The 24,202-nt window shown below is 39.1% G+C and carries 15 protein-coding genes, 1 tRNA gene, 3 rRNA genes and 1 other RNA gene; 2 read left to right on the forward strand and 18 right to left on the reverse strand.

Annotated features, from left to right (window positions below):
- Positions 1-25: 25 nt before the first annotated feature.
- The 7 genes from rrf to DYE31_RS12005 all read right to left on the reverse strand — a co-directional run bounded on the left by rrf (position 26) and on the right by DYE31_RS12005 (position 8,912).
- Positions 26-140 (reverse strand): 5S ribosomal RNA (gene rrf / locus DYE31_RS11975).
- A gap of 70 nt (positions 141-210) precedes the next feature.
- A 23S ribosomal RNA gene (locus tag DYE31_RS11980) occupies positions 211-3,135 on the reverse strand.
- A 244-nt stretch (positions 3,136-3,379) separates the two neighbouring features.
- A 16S ribosomal RNA gene (locus DYE31_RS11985) occupies positions 3,380-4,931 on the reverse strand.
- Together the 16S, 23S and 5S rRNA genes form the textbook arrangement of a ribosomal RNA operon.
- A 500-nt stretch (positions 4,932-5,431) precedes the next feature.
- Positions 5,432-6,028 carry a recombination mediator RecR gene (gene recR / locus DYE31_RS11990; RefSeq protein WP_012664149.1) on the reverse strand — a complete coding sequence of 199 codons (597 nt, stop codon included), beginning with the start codon at positions 6,026-6,028 and terminating at the stop codon, positions 5,432-5,434.
- A gap of 6 nt (positions 6,029-6,034) precedes the next feature.
- On the reverse strand, positions 6,035-6,352 hold the full coding sequence (locus DYE31_RS11995) for a YbaB/EbfC family nucleoid-associated protein (protein ID WP_012664148.1): 318 nt from the start codon (positions 6,350-6,352) through the stop codon (positions 6,035-6,037).
- Positions 6,353-6,555: 203 nt separating this feature from the next.
- Positions 6,556-8,307 (reverse strand): DNA polymerase III subunit gamma/tau, encoded by a 1,752-nt coding sequence (gene dnaX / locus DYE31_RS12000; protein ID WP_012664147.1) that lies wholly within the window; start codon positions 8,305-8,307, stop codon positions 6,556-6,558.
- An 80-nt stretch (positions 8,308-8,387) separates the two neighbouring features.
- On the reverse strand, positions 8,388-8,912 hold the full coding sequence (locus DYE31_RS12005; protein WP_012664146.1) for a GNAT family N-acetyltransferase: 525 nt from the start codon (positions 8,910-8,912) through the stop codon (positions 8,388-8,390).
- 236 nt (positions 8,913-9,148) lie between these two features.
- Here DYE31_RS12005 and DYE31_RS12010 point away from each other — a divergent pair, with 236 nt between their 5' ends.
- Entirely contained in the window at positions 9,149-9,355 is a 207-nt protein-coding gene (locus DYE31_RS12010) for a hypothetical protein (RefSeq protein WP_012664145.1), read from the forward strand.
- Positions 9,356-9,398: 43 nt separating this feature from the next.
- On the opposite strand, the gene DYE31_RS12015 is transcribed toward DYE31_RS12010, so the two are convergent.
- On the reverse strand, positions 9,399-10,589 hold the full coding sequence (locus DYE31_RS12015) for an MFS transporter (protein ID WP_012664144.1): 1,191 nt from the start codon (positions 10,587-10,589) through the stop codon (positions 9,399-9,401).
- 130 nt (positions 10,590-10,719) lie between these two features.
- Here DYE31_RS12015 and DYE31_RS12020 point away from each other — a divergent pair, with 130 nt between their 5' ends.
- Positions 10,720-11,628 (forward strand): LysR family transcriptional regulator, encoded by a 909-nt coding sequence (locus DYE31_RS12020; protein WP_012664143.1) that lies wholly within the window; start codon positions 10,720-10,722, stop codon positions 11,626-11,628.
- A gap of 131 nt (positions 11,629-11,759) precedes the next feature.
- On the opposite strand, the gene ffs is transcribed toward DYE31_RS12020, so the two are convergent.
- The 10 genes from ffs to gltB form a co-directional block, all read right to left on the reverse strand.
- Positions 11,760-12,027: signal recognition particle sRNA large type (gene ffs / locus DYE31_RS12025), an RNA gene on the reverse strand.
- 113 nt (positions 12,028-12,140) lie between these two features.
- Entirely contained in the window at positions 12,141-12,812 is a 672-nt protein-coding gene (locus tag DYE31_RS12030) for an SdpI family protein (RefSeq protein ID WP_012664142.1), read from the reverse strand.
- Positions 12,813-12,825: 13 nt separating this feature from the next.
- Positions 12,826-13,083, reverse strand: coding sequence for an autorepressor SdpR family transcription factor (locus DYE31_RS12035; RefSeq protein WP_041612931.1), 258 nt, complete (start codon positions 13,081-13,083; stop codon positions 12,826-12,828).
- A gap of 147 nt (positions 13,084-13,230) precedes the next feature.
- Positions 13,231-13,953: a trehalose operon repressor gene (treR, locus tag DYE31_RS12040; protein ID WP_012664140.1), complete on the reverse strand. Its 723-nt coding sequence runs from the start codon at positions 13,951-13,953 to the stop codon at positions 13,231-13,233.
- A gap of 26 nt (positions 13,954-13,979) precedes the next feature.
- Complete coding sequence (gene treC, locus DYE31_RS12045) at positions 13,980-15,617, reverse strand: alpha,alpha-phosphotrehalase (RefSeq protein WP_012664139.1); 1,638 nt, start codon at positions 15,615-15,617, stop codon at positions 13,980-13,982.
- A 135-nt stretch (positions 15,618-15,752) separates the two neighbouring features.
- Positions 15,753-17,180 carry a PTS system trehalose-specific EIIBC component gene (gene treP, locus DYE31_RS12050; protein ID WP_115314396.1) on the reverse strand — a complete coding sequence of 476 codons (1,428 nt, stop codon included), beginning with the start codon at positions 17,178-17,180 and terminating at the stop codon, positions 15,753-15,755.
- A gap of 159 nt (positions 17,181-17,339) precedes the next feature.
- A complete protein-coding gene (locus DYE31_RS12055) occupies positions 17,340-17,741 on the reverse strand; it encodes a VOC family protein (protein ID WP_012664136.1) in 402 nt (133 codons plus the stop codon).
- A gap of 194 nt (positions 17,742-17,935) precedes the next feature.
- Positions 17,936-18,028, reverse strand: a tRNA-Ser gene (locus DYE31_RS12060).
- A gap of 139 nt (positions 18,029-18,167) precedes the next feature.
- Entirely contained in the window at positions 18,168-19,640 is a 1,473-nt protein-coding gene (locus tag DYE31_RS12065) for a glutamate synthase subunit beta (protein ID WP_012664135.1), read from the reverse strand.
- 22 nt (positions 19,641-19,662) lie between these two features.
- Complete coding sequence (gene gltB, locus DYE31_RS12070) at positions 19,663-24,156, reverse strand: glutamate synthase large subunit (RefSeq protein ID WP_012664134.1); 4,494 nt, start codon at positions 24,154-24,156, stop codon at positions 19,663-19,665.
- Positions 24,157-24,202 lie beyond the last annotated feature (46 nt).

The raw sequence follows: 24,202 nt of genomic DNA on the forward strand, positions 1-24,202 counted from the left end.
AGAGACCCACACGGGTCTCATAATTGCCTGGCAACGTCCTACTCTTGCGGAACGTAAGTCCGACTACCATCGGCGCTAAAGAGCTTAACTACTGTGTTCGGCATGGGAACAGGTGTGACCTCTTTGCCATTGTCACCAGACAATAGAATGATTATACATTCAAAACTAGATAGTAAGTAATTATCAATTCAACCAATCAAAACTTGAAATTGGATTAAGTCTTCGATCGATTAGTATTCGTCAGCTCCACATATCGCTATGCTTCCACCCCGAACCTATTAACCTCATCATCTTTGAAGGATCTTATAACCGAAGTTGGGAAGTCTCATCTTGAGGGGGGCTTCATGCTTAGATGCTTTCAGCACTTATCCCGTCCATACATAGCTACCCAGCTATGCCGTTGGCACGACAACTGGTACACCAGAGGTATGTCCATCCCGGTCCTCTCGTACTAAGGACAGCTCCTCTCAAACTTCCTGCGCCCACGACGGATAGGGACCGAACTGTCTCACGACGTTCTGAACCCAGCTCGCGTACCGCTTTAATGGGCGAACAGCCCAACCCTTGGGACCGACTACAGCCCCAGGATGCGATGAGCCGACATCGAGGTGCCAAACCTCCCCGTCGATGTGAACTCTTGGGGGAGATAAGCCTGTTATCCCCGGGGTAGCTTTTATCCGTTGAGCGATGGCCCTTCCATGCGGAACCACCGGATCACTAAGTCCGTCTTTCGACCCTGCTCGACTTGTAAGTCTCGCAGTCAAGCTCCCTTATGCCTTTACACTCTATGAATGATTTCCAACCATTCTGAGGGAACCTTTGAGCGCCTCCGTTACACTTTAGGAGGCGACCGCCCCAGTCAAACTGCCCGCCTGACACTGTCTCCCGCCATGATAAATGGCGCGGGTTAGAAATCCAACACAGCTAGGGTAGTATCCCACCAACGCCTCCACGTAAGCTGGCGCTCACGTTTCTAAGGCTCCTACCTATCCTGTACAAGCTGTGCCGAATTTCAATATCAGGCTACAGTAAAGCTCCACGGGGTCTTTCCGTCCTGTCGCGGGTAACCTGCATCTTCACAGGTACTATGATTTCACCGAGTCTCTCGTTGAGACAGTGCCCAAATCGTTACGCCTTTCGTGCGGGTCGGAACTTACCCGACAAGGAATTTCGCTACCTTAGGACCGTTATAGTTACGGCCGCCGTTTACTGGGGCTTCGATTCGTAGCTTCGCAGAAGCTAACCACTCCTCTTAACCTTCCAGCACCGGGCAGGCGTCAGCCCCTATACATCACCTTACGGTTTAGCAGAGACCTGTGTTTTTGATAAACAGTCGCTTGGGCCTATTCACTGCGGCTCTTCAGAGCGTGAACCCTAAAGAGCACCCCTTCTCCCGAAGTTACGGGGTCATTTTGCCGAGTTCCTTAACGAGAGTTCTCTCGCTCACCTTAGAATTCTCATCTTGACTACCTGTGTCGGTTTGCGGTACGGGCGCCAAATCACTAGCTAGAGGCTTTTCTCGACAGTGTGAAATCAACGACTCGAGGAAAACATGTTTCCTCTCCCCATCACAGCTTGACCTTGAGAATAGCGGATTTGCCTACTATTCAGTCTCACTGCTTGGACGTGCACTCCAACAGCACGCTTCGCCTATCCTACTGTGTCCCCCCATCGCTTAAAACGATCCTTGGCGGTACAGGAATATCAACCTGTTATCCATCGCCTACGCCTGTCGGCCTCGGCTTAGGACCCGACTAACCCAGAGCGGACGAGCCTTCCTCTGGAAACCTTAGTCAATCGGTGGATGGGATTCTCACCCATCTTTCGCTACTCACACCGGCATTCTCACTTCTAAGCGCTCCACATGTCCTTGCGATCATGCTTCGACGCCCTTAGAACGCTCTCCTACCACTGTCCGAAGGACAGTCCACAGCTTCGGTAATATGTTTAGCCCCGGTACATTTTCGGCGCAGTGTCACTCGACTAGTGAGCTATTACGCACTCTTTAAATGATGGCTGCTTCTAAGCCAACATCCTAGTTGTCTGGGCAATACCACATCCTTTGCCACTTAACATATATTTTGGGACCTTAGCTGGTGGTCTGGGCTGTTTCCCTTTCGAACATGGACCTTATCACCCACGTTCTGACTCCCAAGTTAAATTGATTGGCATTCGGAGTTTGTCTGAATTCGGTAACCCGAGAAGGGCCCCTCGTCCAAACAGTGCTCTACCTCCAACAATCATCACTTGAGGCTAGCCCTAAAGCTATTTCGGAGAGAACCAGCTATCTCCAGGTTCGATTGGAATTTCTCCGCTACCCTCAGTTCATCCGCTCACTTTTCAACGTAAGTCGGTTCGGTCCTCCATTCAGTGTTACCTGAACTTCAACCTGACCAAGGGTAGATCACCTGGTTTCGGGTCTACGACCAAATACTCAACGCCCTATTCAGACTCGCTTTCGCTGCGGCTCCGCATTCGCTGCTTAACCTTGCATCAGATCGTAACTCGCCGGTTCATTCTACAAAAGGCACGCCATCACCCATTAACGGGCTCTGACTACTTGTAAGCACACGGTTTCAAGTTCTCTTTCACTCCCCTTCCGGGGTACTTTTCACCTTTCCCTCACGGTACTGGTTCACTATCGGTCACTAGAGAGTATTTAGCCTTGGGAGATGGTCCTCCCGGATTCCGACGGAATTCCACGTGCTCCGTCGTACTCAGGATCCACTCAGGAGAGAACCGACTTTCGACTACAGGACTTTTACCTTCTCTGGTCCAACTTTCCAGTACGGTTCGTCTAATCGATTCTTTTGTAACTCCATATAGAGTGTCCTACAACCCCAATGAGCAAGCTCATTGGTTTGGGCTCTTCCCGTTTCGCTCGCCGCTACTCAGGGAATCGAGTTTTCTTTCTCTTCCTGCGGGTACTAAGATGTTTCAGTTCTCCGCGTCTGCCTTCAGACATGCTATGTATTCACATGTCGATAACACAACATAACTTGTGCTGGGTTCCCCCATTCGGAAATCTCTGGATCAACGCTTACTTACAGCTACCCAAAGCATATCGTCGTTAGTAACGTCCTTCATCAGCTTCTAGTGCCAAGGCATCCACCGTGCGCCCTTAATAACTTAATCACGTTATTAATTATGTGAGTAATCTTCTTTGCCATCGGCAAATCGATTACTAGCGATTCATTTAAATGAATAAAGCTTTTAAAACTCTAATTCACTCGGTTTTGCTTGGTAAAATCTATTTATTACTTACTTATCTAGTTTTCAAGGTACAATCATGAATACTCGAATGAGCATTCAAAACTGAATACAATATGTCACGTTAATCCGTCAGTTTCTGTTGAAACTGTTCCGTATATATCCTTAGAAAGGAGGTGATCCAGCCGCACCTTCCGATACGGCTACCTTGTTACGACTTCACCCCAATCATTCGTCCCACCTTCGACGGCTAGCTCCTAAAAGGTTACTCCACCGGCTTCGGGTGTTACGAACTCTCGTGGTGTGACGGGCGGTGTGTACAAGACCCGGGAACGTATTCACCGTAGCATGCTGATCTACGATTACTAGCGATTCCAGCTTCATGTAGTCGAGTTGCAGACTACAATCCGAACTGAGAACAGCTTTATGGGATTTGCTTGACCTCGCGGTTTCGCTGCCCTTTGTACTGTCCATTGTAGCACGTGTGTAGCCCAAATCATAAGGGGCATGATGATTTGACGTCATCCCCACCTTCCTCCGGTTTGTCACCGGCAGTCAACTTAGAGTGCCCAACTTAATGCTGGCAACTAAGCTTAAGGGTTGCGCTCGTTGCGGGACTTAACCCAACATCTCACGACACGAGCTGACGACAACCATGCACCACCTGTCACTTTGTCCCCCGAAGGGGAAGACTCTATCTCTAGAGCGGTCAAAGGATGTCAAGATTTGGTAAGGTTCTTCGCGTTGCTTCGAATTAAACCACATGCTCCACCGCTTGTGCGGGTCCCCGTCAATTCCTTTGAGTTTCAGCCTTGCGGCCGTACTCCCCAGGCGGAGTGCTTAATGCGTTAGCTGCAGCACTAAGGGGCGGAAACCCCCTAACACTTAGCACTCATCGTTTACGGCGTGGACTACCAGGGTATCTAATCCTGTTTGATCCCCACGCTTTCGCACATCAGCGTCAGTTGCAGACCAGAAAGTCGCCTTCGCCACTGGTGTTCCTCCATATCTCTGCGCATTTCACCGCTACACATGGAATTCCACTTTCCTCTTCTGCACTCAAGTTTTCCAGTTTCCAATGACCCTCCACGGTTGAGCCGTGGGCTTTCACATCAGACTTAAAAAACCGCCTACGCGCGCTTTACGCCCAATAATTCCGGATAACGCTTGCCACCTACGTATTACCGCGGCTGCTGGCACGTAGTTAGCCGTGGCTTTCTGATTAGGTACCGTCAAGGTGCGCATAGTTACCTACGCACTTGTTCTTCCCTAATAACAGAGTTTTACGATCCGAAGACCTTCATCACTCACGCGGCGTTGCTCCGTCAGGCTTTCGCCCATTGCGGAAGATTCCCTACTGCTGCCTCCCGTAGGAGTCTGGACCGTGTCTCAGTTCCAGTGTGACCGATCACCCTCTCAGGTCGGCTACGTATCGTTGCCTTGGTAAGCCGTTACCTTACCAACTAGCTAATACGGCGCGGGTCCATCTATAAGTGACAGCAAAACCGTCTTTCATTGCAGAACCATGCGGTTCTGCATATTATCCGGCATTAGCCCCGGTTTCCCGGAGTTATTCCAGTCTTATAGGTAGGTTACCCACGTGTTACTCACCCGTCCGCCGCTAACGTCAGAGGAGCAAGCTCCTCGTCTGTTCGCTCGACTTGCATGTATTAGGCACGCCGCCAGCGTTCATCCTGAGCCAGGATCAAACTCTCCATAAAAGTTATGATTTGTTTGACTAGCTCATAAAAACTAATTTGTTTTAAAACGTCCTAAGACGTTTGTTAATTTGGAATTAACGTTGACATATTGTCATTCAGTTTTCAATGTTCATTTTTTCTGACTCACAAGAGTTAATTATACTCTCTTTTGAAAGAGAAGTCAACACTTTTTTAAAAGTTTTTTAAAATTAATTTTGTGAAGATTTGTTAAAAATTTGTTTTGTTCTTTCAACAGTTACTAACTATACAGGGTTTTATACCTTTTTGCAACCCTTAAAAATTACACTTTTACAGCTCGGAAGCCTTGATACGCTTGAATTTCCGTACTTTTAGAACACTTATTGAATCAATGTTCGCTTTAACGCATTAATGTGAGCGCATTCAGTTATAATACCCTCTTTCACGTCATTAAAAACCAAACTTTATTTTTTCTAAAAAACTTAAAAAAAATAACAGCATCCTGTGAAACTGCTTGTTTCACAGGATGCTGTTATTGAATTCTACATTTCTGTTCTGCCTTCTATAGCACGAGATAACGTTACTTCATCCGCATATTCCAAATCTCCGCCGACTGATAAACCTTGTGCTAAACGCGTTACTTTAATTCCTATAGGTTTAACCAATCTGGAAATGTACATCGCAGTAGATTCACCTTCTAAGTTAGGATTCATTGCTAGAATTAATTCTTTAACCTCTTCATCTTTTAAACGTTCAATTAAAGAAGGAATATTGATATCCTCAGGACCAATACCATCCATTGGAGAAATAGCACCATGTAATACATGATACAAACCTTTATACTCTCTCATTTTTTCCATAGCAATTACATCTTTATCATCTTCTACTACGCAAATCACTGAGCGATCACGTTGTTTGTCATTACAAATGTAACAAGGGTCTTCTTCAGTTATATGTCCACAGACACTGCAATATGTGAGTTCACGTTTTACATCTACTAATGCCTTTGCAAATTGGACAACGTCGTCTTCCTTCATATCTAATACATGAAAAGCCAGACGTTGCGCCGTTTTCGGCCCAATGCCTGGCAATTTCATGAAACTATCAATTAGTTTCGAAATCGGTTCTGGATAATGCATCAGTTATCACATTCCAGGAATGTTCAAGCCTTTAGTGTGTTTGCCTAAACGTTCTGATGTTAATTCATCTGCTTTATTCATTGCTTCGTTTGTTGCAGCTAACACTAAGTCTTGAAGCATTTCAACATCATCTGGGTCGACCGCTTCTTCATCAATCACTACATCTACAACTTCCTTATGGCCAGTTACGACAACTTTAACCATACCGCCGCCTGCTGAACCTTCAACTTTTTCGTCTTTTAATTTTTCTTGCTCTTCAGCCATTTTCTTTTGCATTTTTTGCATTTGTTTCATCATTTGTTGCATATTTCCGCCACCGCGCATAATATATATCCTCCTTGATTTTCTAAGTTTGTTTAGTTTTGAGTTAATGTCTGCTGACATAGTGAATATTGATTATTTCAATAAACGTTTTCCTATAATTAGCTTTTACTTATTATTATATAGAAGAAACACGTCTCACTTTTCTCTATACCAGTATTGATATAGTGAATTATAACATATCCACGTCCCGTCTTTCGACAATATTAATCTTCATCAGTGATATGAACTGTATCTTCTCCAAACATGTCTTTTGCCTTTTGTACGATATCGACTTCTTGTTGTTCTGGTTCGTTCGCACTTTCTTGCGAAGCATTATTCGCTCCACCCTTTTTTCGATTTTGAATATATTCAGAACGCACTTGCAGCCATTGATCTGCTGGCACACCCACAACTGATACATTTTTATTAATAATACTACGTACAACTTCTTCTAAATTACTACGTTTCTCATCATCATCATTTACAATTTCACAATGGATTTCCGCTTCAAATTGTACCAATACACTTTTCTCGCTTGCAGCTACCGGTATAGAGTTCTGCAATAAACTTACCAAGGCTTTTTGGTTATGATTTTTAGCATGATCAATAACTTCTTGCCAATGATCTTTTAAAAGCTTGATATCTTCTTTATTCGCACTATCCAACACCTTAGCAATTTGTGTCATTGAATATGAATTCTTGCTTCTTCGACGTCCACGTGAATTGCTTTTTTGTTTAGGTGGTGTGTTCGTTGACGTTACGCCTTGTTGTTTTAATGCATTCAATTCTTGTTCCAAGTGCTCTAAACGCTGAAGCAATGCACTACTTACATCATTATTCTGCTGAGCAGGTTGTGGTGCACTAGGTGCTTGATGTGCATTTGCAGAATGCATATCAGGATTAGCAACAGGTGCGTCTCCTTCTTTAATCAACTCAGCCATTTTGACAAGCAACACTTCAAAATGAACATTTTGATTTACACTGAAACGAACCGAGACTAATGTATCATTTATTAAATCAATCATTTTATAAAGTGTATCTAAATCAAATGCCATCAACGCATCATATTCTGTTTCTCTTTGTGCTGTCTTATTCATAATCGTATCACGTACAAAATAGATTAAATCATTGATTAAGCGATTTACTTCTTTACCTTCAGCGATAAATTGATGATAACGCGCAAATGCATCTTTAACTTGTCCATTTGCAACATCATTTAATAACGCATTTAACGAAGCTTCATCTACACTGCCTGTCACATTTAATGCATCTTGCAGTGTTAAATGTTCATCACCAAATGCGATGGCTTGGTCCATAATACTCAATGCATCGCGCATACCGCCTTCAGAAGCTTTTGCTATAAAAGCAATGGCTTCATCATCATATTCAATATGTTGCGATTCTGCTACATAACGCAGACGTTCAATAATTTGGTCCAAACCTATTGCTTTAAAATCAAAACGTTGCGCTCTAGAAATAATCGTAGGCGGAATCTTATGCGGTTCTGTAGTTGCTAGAATAAAAATAGCATGTGCCGGCGGTTCTTCTAATGTTTTCAACAAAGCATTGAATGCACCTGTTGTGAGCATATGAACCTCATCTATAATATAGACTTTATATTTTGATTGCGATGGTGCGTATTTTACCTTATCACGAATATTACGAATCTCATCAACACCATTGTTACTTGCGGCGTCAATTTCGATTACATCTGAATTAGATCCTTGAGTGATACTTTTACAAATATCACATTCATTACACGGTTCTCCGTCTACACTATTTGGACAATTGATGGCTTTCGCAAAAACCTTTGCTATACTCGTCTTCCCAGTACCTCTTGGACCGCTGAAGATATATGCATGTGATTGCTTGCCCTTTGCAATAGCATTTCGGAGCGTCTTAGTTACATGCTCTTGACCGACTACGTCATCAAAACTCTGTGGTCGATACATTCTATATAAAGCTTGATAGTTCAATTACTTTCGCACCTCCGAATACAAATCATCATTATTATAGCATGCAGAACCAGCTCAACGCGATGATACAATTTGCATCATTATATATTTTCTAAAACTAATTTACCTTGCGGACAAGCATCTAAGCTGTCCCATAAGAGAAAAATACTGAACTGATCAATATCTTCATCATCCGGTACTTCTACTGAGTAATTTGAAAGCGGCACAAATCCTAACGAACGAAAATACTCCGGTTCGCCTTCAACAATGATTTCATTATAACCTGCCTCTTTGGCTCTGCTTTCAACTGCTTCTACCAATGCTTTTCCTATACCATATTCTCTATAATCTTCTTTTACAGAAAGTGATTTAATCATTAAAGGACGTTGTAAATCTTCTCCGTTAATAATCATCTCTTCCATTAATAAAATATGACCCACAATTTCGTCTTCATCTGTACGTGCAATCATTTCAAAATCAGGATTATAATTCGGTATACGTCTTAGTCTGCGAAGGCTGTCTTCATAATATTCCCCTTCAAATAACCCTTCGCTGTCTTTTTTATTTTTTAAATGCGCAATAATCGCATAATCGTTCTCTGTCACAGTTCCTAGTAAGATTTGCATAAAATCCCCTCCATTGAATTGGGCAAAGTATTAGATTCATTATAACGTAAAACTTCTTGTTCTCTTATCATTTAGGATAGCGTCTTGAAAATTATCAGGAAAAATATTAGGATAATATAGTTACTAAATGTAAATTTTGTAAATATATTATTAAAAATGTGGTAAGATATTGAGTAATCAGTATTATGAACTTGTATTTATATTAGATGATAAATCAGCTAAGGGAGGCGTTATGAATGGTTATCAAAAATAAATCATATACTATTTTGGGGATAGTATTTATGGTGTTGTGCTTAGCTAGCTTTGCCACAATGCATAATATCTGGATGATTATTCCAGGATTTGTATGCGGTGTACTTTTCTTAGCTTTCGGTCTACATTTCAAAGATAGAACAGAATTACAAAAAAGTAGATTACACAAAAAAGAATTACAAAGTGAGTAAAAAAATGCGGTATGTCTCATAAAGGCACACCGCATTTTTTTAATTAATATTCCATTGTTTTATGTTTACGTCCATGTAATAGGTAGTATAAACCAATGACAAGAACTAATAATACAGCCATTGCAAAGTAAAGATTACGATAACCGAAACTGCCGATTACTATTCCAAGCAAAGTCGGACCAGCCCCAGCACCTAAATCTGCAAAAATATAGAAAGTTGAAGTTGCAAGACCGATTTTTTCTGGTGGTGAAGCTTGAATAGCAATTGTTTGGAATGATGGAATCAGTGTTCCATAACCAATACCGATAAAGATAGCTGAAATAAGCAATAACCAACTGCTATGTGCTACACCAAGCAATACTAATCCAAGTATAAAGGCGATTAAAACCGGATAAACTACTTTATTGGCACCATAGTTATCAAATACTTTTCCTGTTATAGGACGAACTACAAAAGTACTAACTGCATACACTACAAAGAAGAAACTTGCTGCACTTGCAAGACCGATGTGAGCCGCATAAGAATCCAAGAATGCAAGCACACTAGAATATGCAATACCTACAAAAACAATAACTATAGAAATCGGTACTGCTTGTTTTTGGAAAAGTTGTGCCAATCCTTTGGGTTTTGCTGCTTCTACTTTTTCTTCTTTTTCTTTGTTCAATGAAGGTTGCTTAATATTAGAAATGAACAGCGCAAGAACAGCTGAAAGTAAGATACAAATCAAACAAACTACAAAGTTGCTTTGGAAGTTCAATTTCTGATTAATTAAAATACCTAAGAACGGACCGATTGCTGAAGCAACTGTAGTACTAAGCGCATAATAACCAATGCCTTCGCCTTTACGGTCTTCAGGAACAATAGTAGATGAATACGTACCTGTAGTCGTTGATGACATACCGAATGCCAAACCGTGAATCAATCGTACAATCATGAGTACTAATAGACTATGGATTAAGAAATAGAGTCCGATTGCTATAAATGAGAAAACCAGACCGAAGAACAGTGTTTTCTTCAGATTGAGTTGATCAATATATTTCCCAGTAAATAAACGGCCGAACAACATGCCAATGATGAAAATTCCTGCTGCGAGGCCGCCCATTGCTTCATTCGCATGGAAAGTATCTATCGTAAAAGTCGTTACTGTTACGATTAATGCGTAATGAATAATATACATAAGGAAGTTGATCACTGTAATGAAAATGAAGTCTTTCGTCCATAAATTGCGATACATAAATTTCGCACTCCCTTTAACAATTTCTATAAATTCAATATATCTAGTATATTGATAAATAATACTAATGTATAATGGATATTATTAATGAATACATAAGTTATACTTATGTAATGAGAGGATTAATCTATTGAACTTTATTCAACTTCACCATATAAAAACCATTCATGAAACTGGCTCTATTACTAAAGCAGCTCATATTCTGCACATTACACAATCTGCACTCAGCCAATCAATTTTAAATTTAGAGACAGAGTTAAACATCCAATTATTCAAACGCCAAAAAAGCGGCACAACTTTAACCGAACAAGGCCATCAAATTTTTCCAATTATGATGGACCTAATCGACCAAGAATCTTTACTATATGACAAAATTCAATCATTAAATGCTGAAATGGAAGGTTCATTGTCCATTGCAACCATCCCTAGTTTATTTATGACAATTGTTCCAAGTGTATTGTCATCCTTTAAAAAGGACAACCCGAATATCGATGTCCAAATTATAGAAGCAGAAAATAACGAAATTAAACAACTCGTTTCAAGCGGCGAAGTAGATATCGGTTTATATACTATCTTAAATGAAGACGACTTAGATGTAACAGGTGCACAATATACACCATTGTTTTCTAGTGCATTTACAGCGATTGTACCTAAAGATTCTAAACTCGCTTATTTAAAAAACTTATCTTTAGAAGATATCAAAGCTTTTCCTTTTATATTGTATGATCGTAATTTTTATAAAAAGAATATCCAGAAATTCGAAGCTGCTAATGGCCCTATTAATCTGCTATTCTCTACAGATAATGTGGGTGTATTATTCAATTCTGTTGCTGAAGGACTTGGAATCAGTATTTTATCTGACTTAATGGTACAAAATACTCCCTTTTACCAACGCAGTATGATAAAAACCGTACCGATTGGCGCACCTTTCAATCAAATGATTGAATTTGGTGTGCTTCACATGAAACACTCCGATAAAGAAAAATTGATTGGGGAATTTAAGAACTATCTTGCAGAAGCTGCAGACAAATTAGTGTAAGTATCCTGACCTTGCAGTTGTTTCTTAAAGAGTCTATCAACTTTTAGTATATAAAGGAAAAACAGGAAATTGAAGGTTGCGCTCCCTCAATTTCCTGTTTGTTTTTATGTATTAAAATGAATATAAAAATACCGCACAACTTTGCTTCGAATGTGTATCATGAACGTTACCAAAGTCGACAGCTAAATCTCGGCTACCCTACGGCACATATGAGAATCCACTTAATGCTGCTTCCGTCAGGACCTGACATGATTCATGGGTTCATATTGCATAGGACCGAAATCTTCAAACACCTCGTGCTTTGGGCAGACTTCACAAGTACACACCCTAGGCAAAGTATTCAGTCTCGCATAAGCGGATTTCGAGAATAGGGAACCGCTACCTCCCCACCTAGCACGGCAAGATATATCATACTATATTTAAAGGTCGTAATGCAAGCTTTAACAATTTGTAAATTTCTTGAAGTTTAAGTTCTTTCAATTAAAAAGAAAATTTGAAGATTCAACCGACATTTAAGATTTTCCATGGACAATTTTTTGGTAAGCATATTTAGAATAAATAAACGGAGCTGCCCCACCCACTAACGCAAATACAAGTAATGCTGTTACACTATTAATTACTTGCAACAACGCCAAAACAAGCAAGACAAAGCCTGTCGCAATAAATAACCGTGAAACAAACCGATGTGTTCTTTTCCACACCGCTTCATTTGCGCTTGTCCACTGATTACGAATACCAATATTCTTAGAATTTACCGGAATAATTTGCAAGTAATTACCCCACAAAATTAATAAGAAACTAAGGATTAATATCCCAATAAAATTATTTATAATATTATATCCCTGCGCATGAAAAATCATTAATAAACTTATAAGGTATATAAAACTTTGTGCCATAGGATTCCAAAAAGCCGTATTAAAACTGACATTTCCTAATTTCTTATGTTGCTTATCACGTTGGGCTTTTCTTTTGATTACAATATAACTCACTATCATAACCAACATTATTACAATAGGTGCAGTAACCTTATTCAGATATAAATCCAATTGATTCTGATTATCGTAATGCAACGGTATTGTCCAAGGTAGAAATGGAATAAAAACTACCCAAGTAATCGCTGTTAACACTATGGCAACTATACTAAAACGGTCAAACTTTTTTGTTCCAACTTCAACTTCTGACATTTCAAACCCCTTCCTAATCTTGTTTAAACTGAACAATCCATTTAATCACTTCTTCAAAAACAGATAAATTCAAGTGATAATACAAATATTTTCCTTTTCGCTCCGAGTAAATTAAATCATTCAATCTAAGTATTTTAAGATGCTGAGAAACACTCGCTTGACTCATATCGAAATGTTCAGCAATTTCGCTAGCTGTTAATTTCTGTTCCTTCAACATCTCTAAAATAGATCTCCTAGTCGAATCTGACAGTGCTTTGAAGATATCTTTCATTAAATTTCCTGCCTTCATTTAATCATTTAAGAATATACTTAAATGTTAGCAGTGAAAAATTATGATGTCAAAGTTAATAAGCAATCACATTTCCAAAAGAAAAAAAGACCAACTCATGAATCTTTCCACATGAGTTAGCCTTTCACCTTATCTTCTTGAAAAATCTATAAACCTGAAGTCTGTCGCAATGTGTTTCGCAACATTATATTGAAACTTTGTCATATCTCTTAAATGTACAACACCTCGAACAGTAGCGGTATAAGGCGGGTTAATAGTTCCGAAAGCTGCATACTCTTGTTCTGTAAATGGTTCAAAAGTAATGGCTTTACGTGAGTAACTGATATCTAAACCTAATTCTTGTTCAATATAATCATATAAAGAATCAGACACAATATCCTCGGTTAAATTCGGAACAACGGTTTCTACCAAATAATCTTCATCAATGATTTTTACACGTCCATCCGCTTTACGATAACGTATTAAATGCCATAGCTTATCTTCACTCTTCAGATTTAATGCTTCTTTTACTTTAGGGACTGCTCCAGCATTTTCTTTTGCTAAAAGCTTCACTTCTGTTTCCAATTCAACCCCTAATCTTTCTTGCACTTCTTTAAAGCTGGTTAATTTTGAAAAAGGAAATTCTGTAACACCTTGATAAATTACAATAGAACCTTTTCCTCTTATTTTCTGGATCATACCTTCACCGACAAGCAAATTGAGCGCACGGCGTACTGTTTCACGTGAAGCTTTGTAAGTCGCTACCAAGTCATTTTCAGATGGCAGTTGTTCCCCATATCCAATTTCTTCATTTAAAATATTTGCTTTTAAATCATCATATATTTTAGTGAACTTTTTAGGTTTTGTTATCATTGTATCCACTCAATTCCTTACTTAAATTACTGTTCGATGACAATTGCCCCATAGCCTTCGATTTCTCCATTATTGATAGTACCTCGTTCTAGAATGACTTCGCCATCTGTATCTAAATCTTCTGGTACCATCACCGCTTCTTTACTGAAGTTAGCTATGACTAACCATTTTTTACCTTCATAACTGCGTTGGTATATCATTAAATTAGGGTCATCCATATATAGCGGCAAAATATCACCATAGGTAATAATATCATGTTCATGACGCAATCGAATTAATTCACGATATGTTTGTAAAATTGAATGTTCATTCTCAACTTCATCTTCTACATTGATATGTTGATAATTACTTGGGATATCAATCCAAGGTGTGCCGCTTGTAAACCCAGCATTTTCACCTGCTGTCCATTGCATAGGTGTACGAGAGTTGTCACGAGATTTCTGGTCTAAAATCTGCATAATTTCTTTATCCGCATAACCTTGTGCTTTCAAATTATCATAAGCATTCAATGATTCTACATCTCGATATTGATTGATGCTTGTGAAGTGCGGATTAGTCATACCTATTTCCTCACCTTGATAAATATAAGGTGTGCCTTGCAGTAAGTGTAAAGCTACTGCTAACATTTTTGCACTCTTTTGACGTAATGCTTCTGTTGAGTCATCTCCAAAACGAGATACAACACGAGGCTGATCATGATTACACCAGAAAATCGCATTCCAACCATTACCATCATGAATACCAATCTGCCATTCCATCAAAATGCGTTTTAATTCAATAAAATCAAAATCCGCATATGTCCATTTTTCACCATCTGCATAATCAACTTTTAAATGATGGAAATTGAACACACTACTCAATTCTTCACGTTCTGGATTTGTATATTTAATACAATTGTCAATCGTTGTAGAAGACATTTCACCGACTGTCATCAAATCTTTATTACCAAAAGTATTGCGGTTCATTTCATGAATAAATTCATGAACACGTGGTCCATCTGTGTAAAATTCTTTGCCGATTTTATCAGAATCACGAAATTCTCCTTTTGAAATAAGGTTGATGACATCAAAACGAAAACCATCTACACCAAAGTCAATCCAATAATTAATCATGTCGTAAAGTGCTTCTCTTACTTTAGGATTTTCCCAATTTAAATCTGCTTGCGTCACATCAAAAAGATGCAAATAATACTCATCGCTTTTTTCATCATACTTCCATGCATTGCCACCGAATTTCGATTCCCAATTTGTAGGTGGTACACCTTCTTTTGCTGATTTACGGAAAAAGTAATAATCACGATAAGGATTATCTGGCTCAGAAATAGCTGCTTTAAACCACTCATGTTCTGTTGATGTGTGATTGATAACAATATCCATCATCACTTTCAAATTATGCTGATGCGCTTCATCTAAAAGTTGCTTCAATTCTTCTTTCGTACCAAAATCTTCATTAATACTCAAATAATCACTGATATCATATCCATTATCATTCATAGGAGATTGATATACAGGTGTTAACCAAAGATAGCCCACACCTAGATATTCAAGATAATCCATTTTCTCAATAATTCCATTTAAGTCTCCTACTCCATTACCTGTTGTATCGTTAAATGACTTTGGATAGATTTGATAAACTACCGATTTTCTCCAATCATTTTGTTGCATAGTATGACCACCTTTTCTTCTCTCTTTATAAAAAAACAGAACATCTGAAAAATGATGTTCTGTTTTACAATCTTTTCAAAATCATTTGGCCTACGCTCAAATGTACTTTTATTTCTACTTTAACGTTTTTATTACTTAATCGACCATTTCTTTTGCTTTGTTTTTAGCGAACTTAGAAAAGATAACCGTTAAGACAGCTGGCACGATAACCGCAATGATTGTACAAATTGCATATACCATCCAATATTCTTTCTGGATAGAAATGATAGCCGGCACACCGCCAACGCCTACATTTCCTAGTACTTTACTTGCACCGATTATACTTCCTAAAACACATGATGTAAGAATCGCTGCAACAAATGGATATTTCAATGGGATATTTACCCCAAACATAGCCGGTTCAGTTACACCAAGTAAGCCTGAAATACCTGAAGTTAATGCTAAGCCTTCTTCTTTTGCCATTTTACGACGTTTATATACGAACCATGCACCAAACGCTGCTGAACCTTGGCAAATATTTGAAATTGCTAGGATTGGCCATAAGTAAGTTCCTTTTAAGCTGCTTCCCATTAATTGGAAGTCTACTGCTAAGAACATGTGATGTAAACCAGTGATTACTAATGGAGCATAGAACAATCCGTAGATTGCGCCACCTAACCAGCCTGCGCGGTTGAATAAGAATGTTACTACATCAGTAATACCTGTACCGATCCATAATGCAATCGGTCCAATGACTAAGAATGCTAAGAAGCCTGTTACTAATAATGCAATCGGTCCTCCAACCAGCATTTTGATTGAATCATGAACCACTTTATTTAAGCCCTTCTCAATCTGGGCAAGTACATATGAAGCTAATAATACAGGTAAAACTTGTCCTAAATAGTTCAATTGTTTAATATCTAGTCCAAAAATATGCCAAACCGGAATTTTTGATCCTTGGTTTAAGTCATATTGCGAAACAAGTTGCGGATGCATTAATACAAGCCCTAATACCAAACCAAGTACTGGGTTCCCTCCAAATACGCGCATACTACTCCAACCAATCAAAGCTGGCAAGAAGATGAATGCTGTTGTCGCAATAACATTCACAATATCTGCAAAGTCATGAATCTGCGGGAATTGTTCAGTTAAAGGTTTCGGTCCGAACAAATCTTTCATTGTTAACAGGTTATAGATACCCATTAACAAACCGGCTGTTACGATGGCTGGCAAGATAGGAATAAAAATATCTCCGAGTAATTTAACCAAACGTTGGATTGGATTACCTTTTTTCGCAGCAGCTGCTTTTACATCATCTTTTGAAGCACCTTCTTTGCCAATATCATCCATGAATTTTTTATATACTTCATCGACTGTCCCAGGGCCGATAACAATTTGATATTGGTTATCCGCTTTGAATTGTCCTTTAACAAGCGGATTGTCATTTAATTTATCCTTATTTACTTTATCGTCATCTTTTAATACTAAGCGTAATCGCGTCACACAGTGTGTTGCCGTTTCTACGTTTTCCGCGCCACCGATTGCCTCCACAATCTGTTTAACGTCTTTATCTTTAACAGCCATCCGACTCACTCCCTTTGTTTTATGTTTGAATCTATTGTACTTGTCTAGACAAGTTATGTAAAGGCTTTCAACGAAAAATAAAAATTGCTCATTCAAAAAAATTCTGCTTTAACCTAAAAAAAGTGATGGGATTAGCCTTTCCCATCACTTCACACCTTATTATTTTTCTAATTTTTTTCGTTCAATAATTTGGACAAGATTACCGCAAGTATCATCAAAAATTGCGAATTTCACACCACTACCGTAATCCATAGGCGCCATTGTAAAACCTACCCCTTGCTCTTTCAATCTTTGGTACTCTGCTTGTACATCCTCTACATCAAACATCGTACATGGAATACCTTCTTCTTTTAAGCCTTCTTGATATGCTTTGGCTACTGGATGATTATTAGGTTCCAATAATAATTCTGTCCCGTCCGGGTTTTCTGGAGAAACAACCGTTATCCATCTATATTCGCCAGCAGGTTCGTCTGCTTTCTTTTGAAAACCTAGTATTTCAGTATAAAACTTTAACGCTTGATCTTGATTGTCTACAAAGATACTTGCTACTTTAATTTCCATGGGAATACCCTCCATTATGTAATAGTTGTTTAATTCCTTATTTCGAACTATGGTAAACCTTCATATGAAATACCTCTATTAAATTGAACAACCATTATTTCAGTTATTAAAATACAAATTAAAAAGGCAAGCACTCAATACGAAAATTGAATGATTGCCTTTTTATATCTATTAGTCTTGGATTTCATTTATAATGGCGGAGGAAGAGGGATTCGAACCCCCGCGAGCCGTTAAGCCCCTGTCGGTTTTCAAGACCGATCCCTTCAGCCGGACTTGGGTATTCCTCCAATAAGCACAATAAACATCATATTATACCCCCTTATAAATGTCAATAAATTTTACAAGAAAATTTTACACAATTCATATTGACAATTTCATATTGCATTAAAATAGAGGGGTGTCTGCCCCCTCTATTAGTGTTTTTTATTAACTTAAAACAAGCTGTTTTTGCAAATATCTGTGAACAGATTTTGCTACGCCTCGACCTTCTTTAATTGCCCACACAACTAAACTTTGTCCGCGACGGGCATCACCTGCTGTAAAAATGTGAGGCTGATTCGTCGTATAATCAACTTCATTTGCTACAATTTTATTTTGTTCAGTCGGCAAATCAAAGGTATTCGGCACAGTATTTTCAGTACCTATAAACCCAATTGCCAGTAATATTAAATCAGCTGGCCAGTGTTTTTCAGTATCATCAATTTTAGTACTGCCATCTGGAATTTTTCTCAATGTTTGCGTATAAACACCTCGAACATTGCCAATGCGATCTACATCATAACGCATCGTTTGCGCGCCATAAGCACGTGGTTCAAAACCAAAGCGCTCTTCCGCTTCTTTATGCGCATAATCCATTTTAAATACAGGCATAGACAATGGCCAATACGGATTACCTTCAATTTCATAACGTTCAGGCAGCTTTGTACGATAATTGAACTGTACAACAGTTTTGCAATTTTCTCGCAATGCAGTTGCTACACAATCAGCCCCTGTATCACCAGAACCTATCACGATAACATTCTTACCTTCTGCACAAATCTCTGCATCTTCCGGTTTCAATTCTCCATTCGCGATTTGTGTTTGTTCTGTTAAATAATCCATTGCAAAGTGGATACCATATCCCATGCGTCCTTCTAACGGAAGGTCTCTTGCTTGTTGTGAACCGGTACAAACGATGATGGCATCATATTCAGATTCAAGCGCCTCTTTTGAGATATCTTTTCCAATCTCTGTATTTGTAACAAAACGGATGCCCGCTTCTTCCATCAATCGAATACGTCGTCGGACCACTTCTTTATCCAATTTCATATTAGGAATGCCGTACATTAATAATCCGCCTGCTTCACGTGCCCGTTCATAAACGGTCACCTCATACCCCTTTGCATTCAATTCATCAGCTGCCGTTAAACCTGCTGGACCGCTGCCGACAATCGCAACACGTTGTGCTATGCGTTGTGAAGGAACACGCGGTTCTACCCATCCATTTTCAAATGCTTCGTCTATTATAGTACGCTCAATACCTTTAATGGCCACTGGATCTCGATTGATATTCATCACACAAGATTGTTCGCAAGGTGCTGGACAAACACTTCCTGTAAAATCAGGGAAGTTATTTGTTTCTGAAAGCCGCTCATACGCCGCTTTATAATCTTGATGATAAACAAGGTCATTCCATTCCGGTATATAATTTCCAATTGGACATCCTACTGTATCACGTTCAACCAGCTGTCCTGTTTGACAAAATGGAGTACCACAGTCCATACATCTCGCACCTTGCAGCGCAGCATCTTCTTTAGAGAAACATTGTTGGAATGCTACATGACTCGTTAAACGTTCTGCTAACGAAAGCTCAGGCAGTGCTTGTCTGTCATATTTCATAAAACCTTTAAATTCTCCCATTTAAAACACTCCTTCCTTTCCGTTAATAAACAGCTGAAAATGGTTCATCTGATGTCACTTCTGTACTTGAATCATAAAAAGCATTTAAAACTGCTTGCTCGCTATTTTCAGTTTGACGATGATGCAATTCAAGCTTATGCATCATTAATTTATAATCTTTAGGTATTACTTTCACTACATAATCAACAATATTATCAAAATCAGCTAAAATCGCTTTAGCTTTCTTACTTCCTGTATATGCCGCATGTTCTTCTAACATGTTTTTTAATGTTTCAAATTCTTCTGGATGCGATAACGCATCAAAATCTAACGTTTCTAATGCATGGTACGCTTTGAATTGTTCGACGTCATCAGGGAAAATATATGCGACACCGCCGCTCATACCTTGACCGAAGTTATCCCCAACATTACCTAAGACAACGACACGTCCCCCTGTCATGTATTCCAATCCGTGATTTCCAATACCTTCTACAACAGCATGAACTCCGCTGTTTCTGATACAAAATCGTTCGCCGGCATAACCGTTGATGAAAGCCTTACCGCTTGATGCACCATAGAAACATACATTTCCGGCAATAATATTTTCTTCTCGTTCTTCATTCGGTGCATTGATAATAATCTTACCGCCGGACAAACCTTTACCAACATAATCATTAGCATCGCCTGTATGATGGATAGTTAATCCAGATGGTGTGAATGCACCAATACTTTGACCAGCATGGCCAGTCGTTTCAACATAAATCGTATCTTCAGGTAAACCTTCCGCTCCATGTGCTTGAGTAATCAGACTACCGGCAGTTACACCAACATCACGCTGCTCATTGCACAAATTATAATGTCCTCTGAATTTAGTTCCAGAGAGAATAGAAGCCTCTGCATCTGGAATCAATTCTGCTGCATCAAAACCTTCTTCTAAATGATGCAACTGTTCAATTTCTTTAAATCGTGGGCCTTGCTCTTGATGCAATAGTGGTGCCACGTTGAGTGAACGCGCTTTTTCACTATGCACTTCTGATGAAGGTTCAAGTAAATCTGAACGTCCAATCAATTCATCCACTGTACGCAAACCAAGCTCAGCTAAGATTTCACGTAATTCATGCGCAATGAAATGCATGAAATTCACCACGTGATCCGCACGTCCTGTAAATAGGGCGCGCAAATCTTCATTTTGTGTCGCCACACCGACTGGACAAGTGTCTTTATGGCACACACGCATCATGACACAACCTAGTACAATTAACGGTGCTGTTGCAAAACCAAATTCTTCAGCGCCTAAAGCACATGCATAAGCAACATCATGTCCTGTTAAAAGTTTACCGTCTGTTTCTAACCTTACACGAGAACGCAAATTGTTCATCATAAGAGTTTGATGCGTTTCTGCTAGACCGATTTCCCAAGGCAGTCCAGCGTGTTGAATACTCGTTTTAGGTGAAGCACCAGTTCCGCCGTCATAACCGCTGATAACGATTTTGTCTGCGAAAGCTTTTGCAACACCTGCTGCTATTGTTCCGACACCACTTTTAGATACTAATTTCACTGCAATATTTGCTTTTGGATTCGCATTTTTCAAATCATGAATCAATTGTGCTAAATCTTCAATTGAATAAATATCATGATGCGGTGGTGGAGAAATTAATCCAATCCCTGGTGTAGATCCTCGAATTTCAGCAATCCACGGATAAACTTTAGTACCTGGCAACTGTCCGCCTTCCCCTGGTTTAGCGCCTTGGGCAACTTTAATTTGAATTTCAGTTGCATGTTGTAAATAATCACTTATTACTCCAAAGCGTCCAGATGCCACTTGTTTAATAGAGCTTGTATAATTTTCTCCATGAGGACCTGAAATATAACGTTCTGGTTCCTCACCGCCTTCACCACTGTTGCTCTTGCCTCCAATTTGGTTCATGGCTTCTGCCAAAGTAGAATGTGCTTCTGTAGAAATAGAACCATAACTCATTGCCCCTGTGTTGAAGCGATGTACAATTGCTTCTACAGGCTCAACTTCATCGATATTGATTGCACTTCTTGATTTGAATTTCATCAGCTGTCGAATATGGTCTGTACGGTGTTCATTTACACTCTGAGAGTATTCTTTGAAAAGATTATAGTCATTCTCACGGCATGCTTGCTGCAATAATCTGATAGTCGTAGGATTAAAAGCATGATATTGACCTTGCTGACGCCATTGGAATGTACTGCCTGAATCCAAATGTGCTTCTTCTCGGCTTTGACGTTTTTTATTTTCTTGGTCAATCAACTCAATCGTTAAACCGGAAAGTTTTGATTGTGTTCCTGTGAAATACTTATCGATGACTTCTTTTGAGAGTCCAACTGCTTCAAAAATTTGTGCCCCTTGATAACTTTGTACAGTTGAAATCCCCATTTTGGCCATAACTTTAATAACACCTTCAGCTAAAACATCGGTATAAACCTTTACTTGCTCAGCAACATCGCCAGATAATTCCCCTTGACTGACCAATGCTGCAATTGTTTCTTGCGCAAGATAAGGAACAACAGCATTCGCACCATACCCTAACAAACATGCTACATGGTGTACTTCGCGGATTTCTCCGCCTTTTGCGACAAGACTTGTCTCTTGACGCAAATTTTCAATAATCAATGCTTGATGCAGATAACTAATTGCTAATAAAATCGGTATTGCATATCCTGGTTCATCTTGCAATTTGCTATCATCTAAAACTAATATGTCATGCCCTTGCTTAACAGCTTTTATCGCTTCTTCTTTTAAATTTTCTAAAGCTGACTCTAAATCACCAGTGTAGATAGTTGATAAACATTTGATATTAAAAGGTCCTGATTCAGCTGCTTTTAGTTGTGCTTCTGTTAAAACAGGATGCTTCAATTGCAAACGATTCAAAGCATCTGTACCTGGAACCAGCAAGTTCCCTTCTTTACCTAAATACGACAACTCACTCGTTACAATTTTCTCACGGTATGCATCAATCGGCGGATTCGTAACTTGTGCAAATAACTGTTTGAAATAATTGAATAAAGATTCTGGACGTTCATTTAATACAGCTAGCGGTGCATCATAACCCATTGCTCCAATCGGATCTTTTTTACCTTCAACTAATTCTTTCATGTACTTATGAATTTCTTCTCGTGTATAACTGAATTGCTTTTGTAGTTGTTGTAGTTTCTCAGCATTCCATCCTTTAGATTCAAAAGGTACATCTAAGTTCAAATTGACTTTATGCTTTTCTAACCAATCTTCATAAGGTAATTCATCTGCAATTTCTTTTTTCAAAATATGGTTATGTACCACTTCATGTTTTTCAAAATCTACCAGCAATAATCGTCCTGGATTTAAGCGACCTTTAAATGCAACATCTTTTTCGTCAACGTCTATCACACCCACTTCAGATGAAAAGATAATATGATTATCATTTGTGATAGTATAACGACCTGGTCTCAAACCATTGCGGTCAGTCAGTGCTCCGATTTTATCGCCATTACAAAAAGCAATCATAGTCGGCCCGTCCCATGGCTCCATTAAATAGCTATAATATTCATAAAATGCACGCACTGAACTTTGATTCGCTTTGCTATATTGCCAAGGTTCAGGCACTAGCAATATTGCTGCCTTTTCTGGTTCCATCGCAAGTGATAAAAATTCTAAAGCATTATCTACTATTGAAGAGTCACTACCGTCTACATCTAAAATTTCATGTACTTTTTGTTGATCACTTTCATCAAATAATGTTTGAATCAAACGTTTCTGACGTGCACGCATCCAGTTAATATTACCGCGGATTGTATTAATTTCTCCGTTATGCATCAACAAACGGTTAGGGTGTGCACGTTTCCAACTTGGAAATGTATTCGTACTAAAGCGTGAATGGACTAATCCAAGTTTAGAAACATAATCCGGGTGATTTAAATCTATAAATAAGCTTTTAATTTGGTCTGAACGCAACCACCCTTTATAAACAATTGTTTTCGATGACAAACTCGTAAAATAAAGTTCCAGTTCTTGTTCAGCACCATAAAATTCAATTTGTTTACGCGCAAGATACAAACGTTTCTCTGCGTCTGCACTGTGCTTCAAATCAATGAATATTTGTTGAATATAAGGCATTGTTTCTGCAACGTGAGGCGGCACTGCTGACACTTCAACAGGAACGTCCCGATATCCGATAACCTTTAAACCTTCGCTTTCAAAATAGGCTCTGAACACCGTTTCATGCCTCGAACCTTCTATTGGTGAATTTGTAAAAAATAGCCCTACTGCATAGTTTCCTTCTTCAGGAAGCTTAAAATCAGTATGTTTTTCAAAATAATCAAATGGAATTTCCGTCATTATCCCAGCACCATCACCTGTCATGCCGTCTGCACCGATCCCCCCTCGGTGGTCTAAGCGACGCAGCATTTCTAGTGATTGAATCACGATATCGTGCGACCGTAAATTATCCATATTGGCATAAAAGCCAATACCGCAAGCATCATGCTCATTTCGCGGATCATATAAACCTTGATTCTGTGTTTCTCTGCCCATGCTTGCTCCTCCTTTTATATGTTGTATGAATTTTCAGATTTTTATT

The sequence above is a fragment of the Staphylococcus carnosus genome, assembly GCF_900458435.1.
Lineage (GTDB): Bacteria > Bacillota > Bacilli > Staphylococcales > Staphylococcaceae > Staphylococcus > Staphylococcus carnosus.

Coding starts and splice junctions, on each gene's coding strand:
- recR (WP_012664149.1), bottom strand. CDS start 6,028: ATGCATTATCCAGAACCGATTTCGAAACTAATTGATAGTTTCATGAAA.
- DYE31_RS12065 (WP_012664135.1), bottom strand. CDS start 19,640: ATGGGAGAATTTAAAGGTTTTATGAAATATGACAGACAAGCACTGCCT.
- DYE31_RS12035 (WP_041612931.1), bottom strand. CDS start 13,083: ATGAAAGATATCTTCAAAGCACTGTCAGATTCGACTAGGAGATCTATT.
- treC (WP_012664139.1), bottom strand. CDS start 15,617: ATGCAACAAAATGATTGGAGAAAATCGGTAGTTTATCAAATCTATCCA.
- DYE31_RS12055 (WP_012664136.1), bottom strand. CDS start 17,741: ATGGAAATTAAAGTAGCAAGTATCTTTGTAGACAATCAAGATCAAGCG.
- DYE31_RS11995 (WP_012664148.1), bottom strand. CDS start 6,352: ATGCGCGGTGGCGGAAATATGCAACAAATGATGAAACAAATGCAAAAA.
- DYE31_RS12030 (WP_012664142.1), bottom strand. CDS start 12,812: ATGTCAGAAGTTGAAGTTGGAACAAAAAAGTTTGACCGTTTTAGTATA.
- treR (WP_012664140.1), bottom strand. CDS start 13,953: ATGATAACAAAACCTAAAAAGTTCACTAAAATATATGATGATTTAAAA.
- DYE31_RS12005 (WP_012664146.1), bottom strand. CDS start 8,912: ATGCAAATCTTACTAGGAACTGTGACAGAGAACGATTATGCGATTATT.
- gltB (WP_012664134.1), bottom strand. CDS start 24,156: ATGGGCAGAGAAACACAGAATCAAGGTTTATATGATCCGCGAAATGAG.
- treP (WP_115314396.1), bottom strand. CDS start 17,180: ATGGCTGTTAAAGATAAAGACGTTAAACAGATTGTGGAGGCAATCGGT.
- DYE31_RS12010 (WP_012664145.1), top strand. CDS start 9,149: ATGGTTATCAAAAATAAATCATATACTATTTTGGGGATAGTATTTATG.
- DYE31_RS12015 (WP_012664144.1), bottom strand. CDS start 10,589: ATGTATCGCAATTTATGGACGAAAGACTTCATTTTCATTACAGTGATC.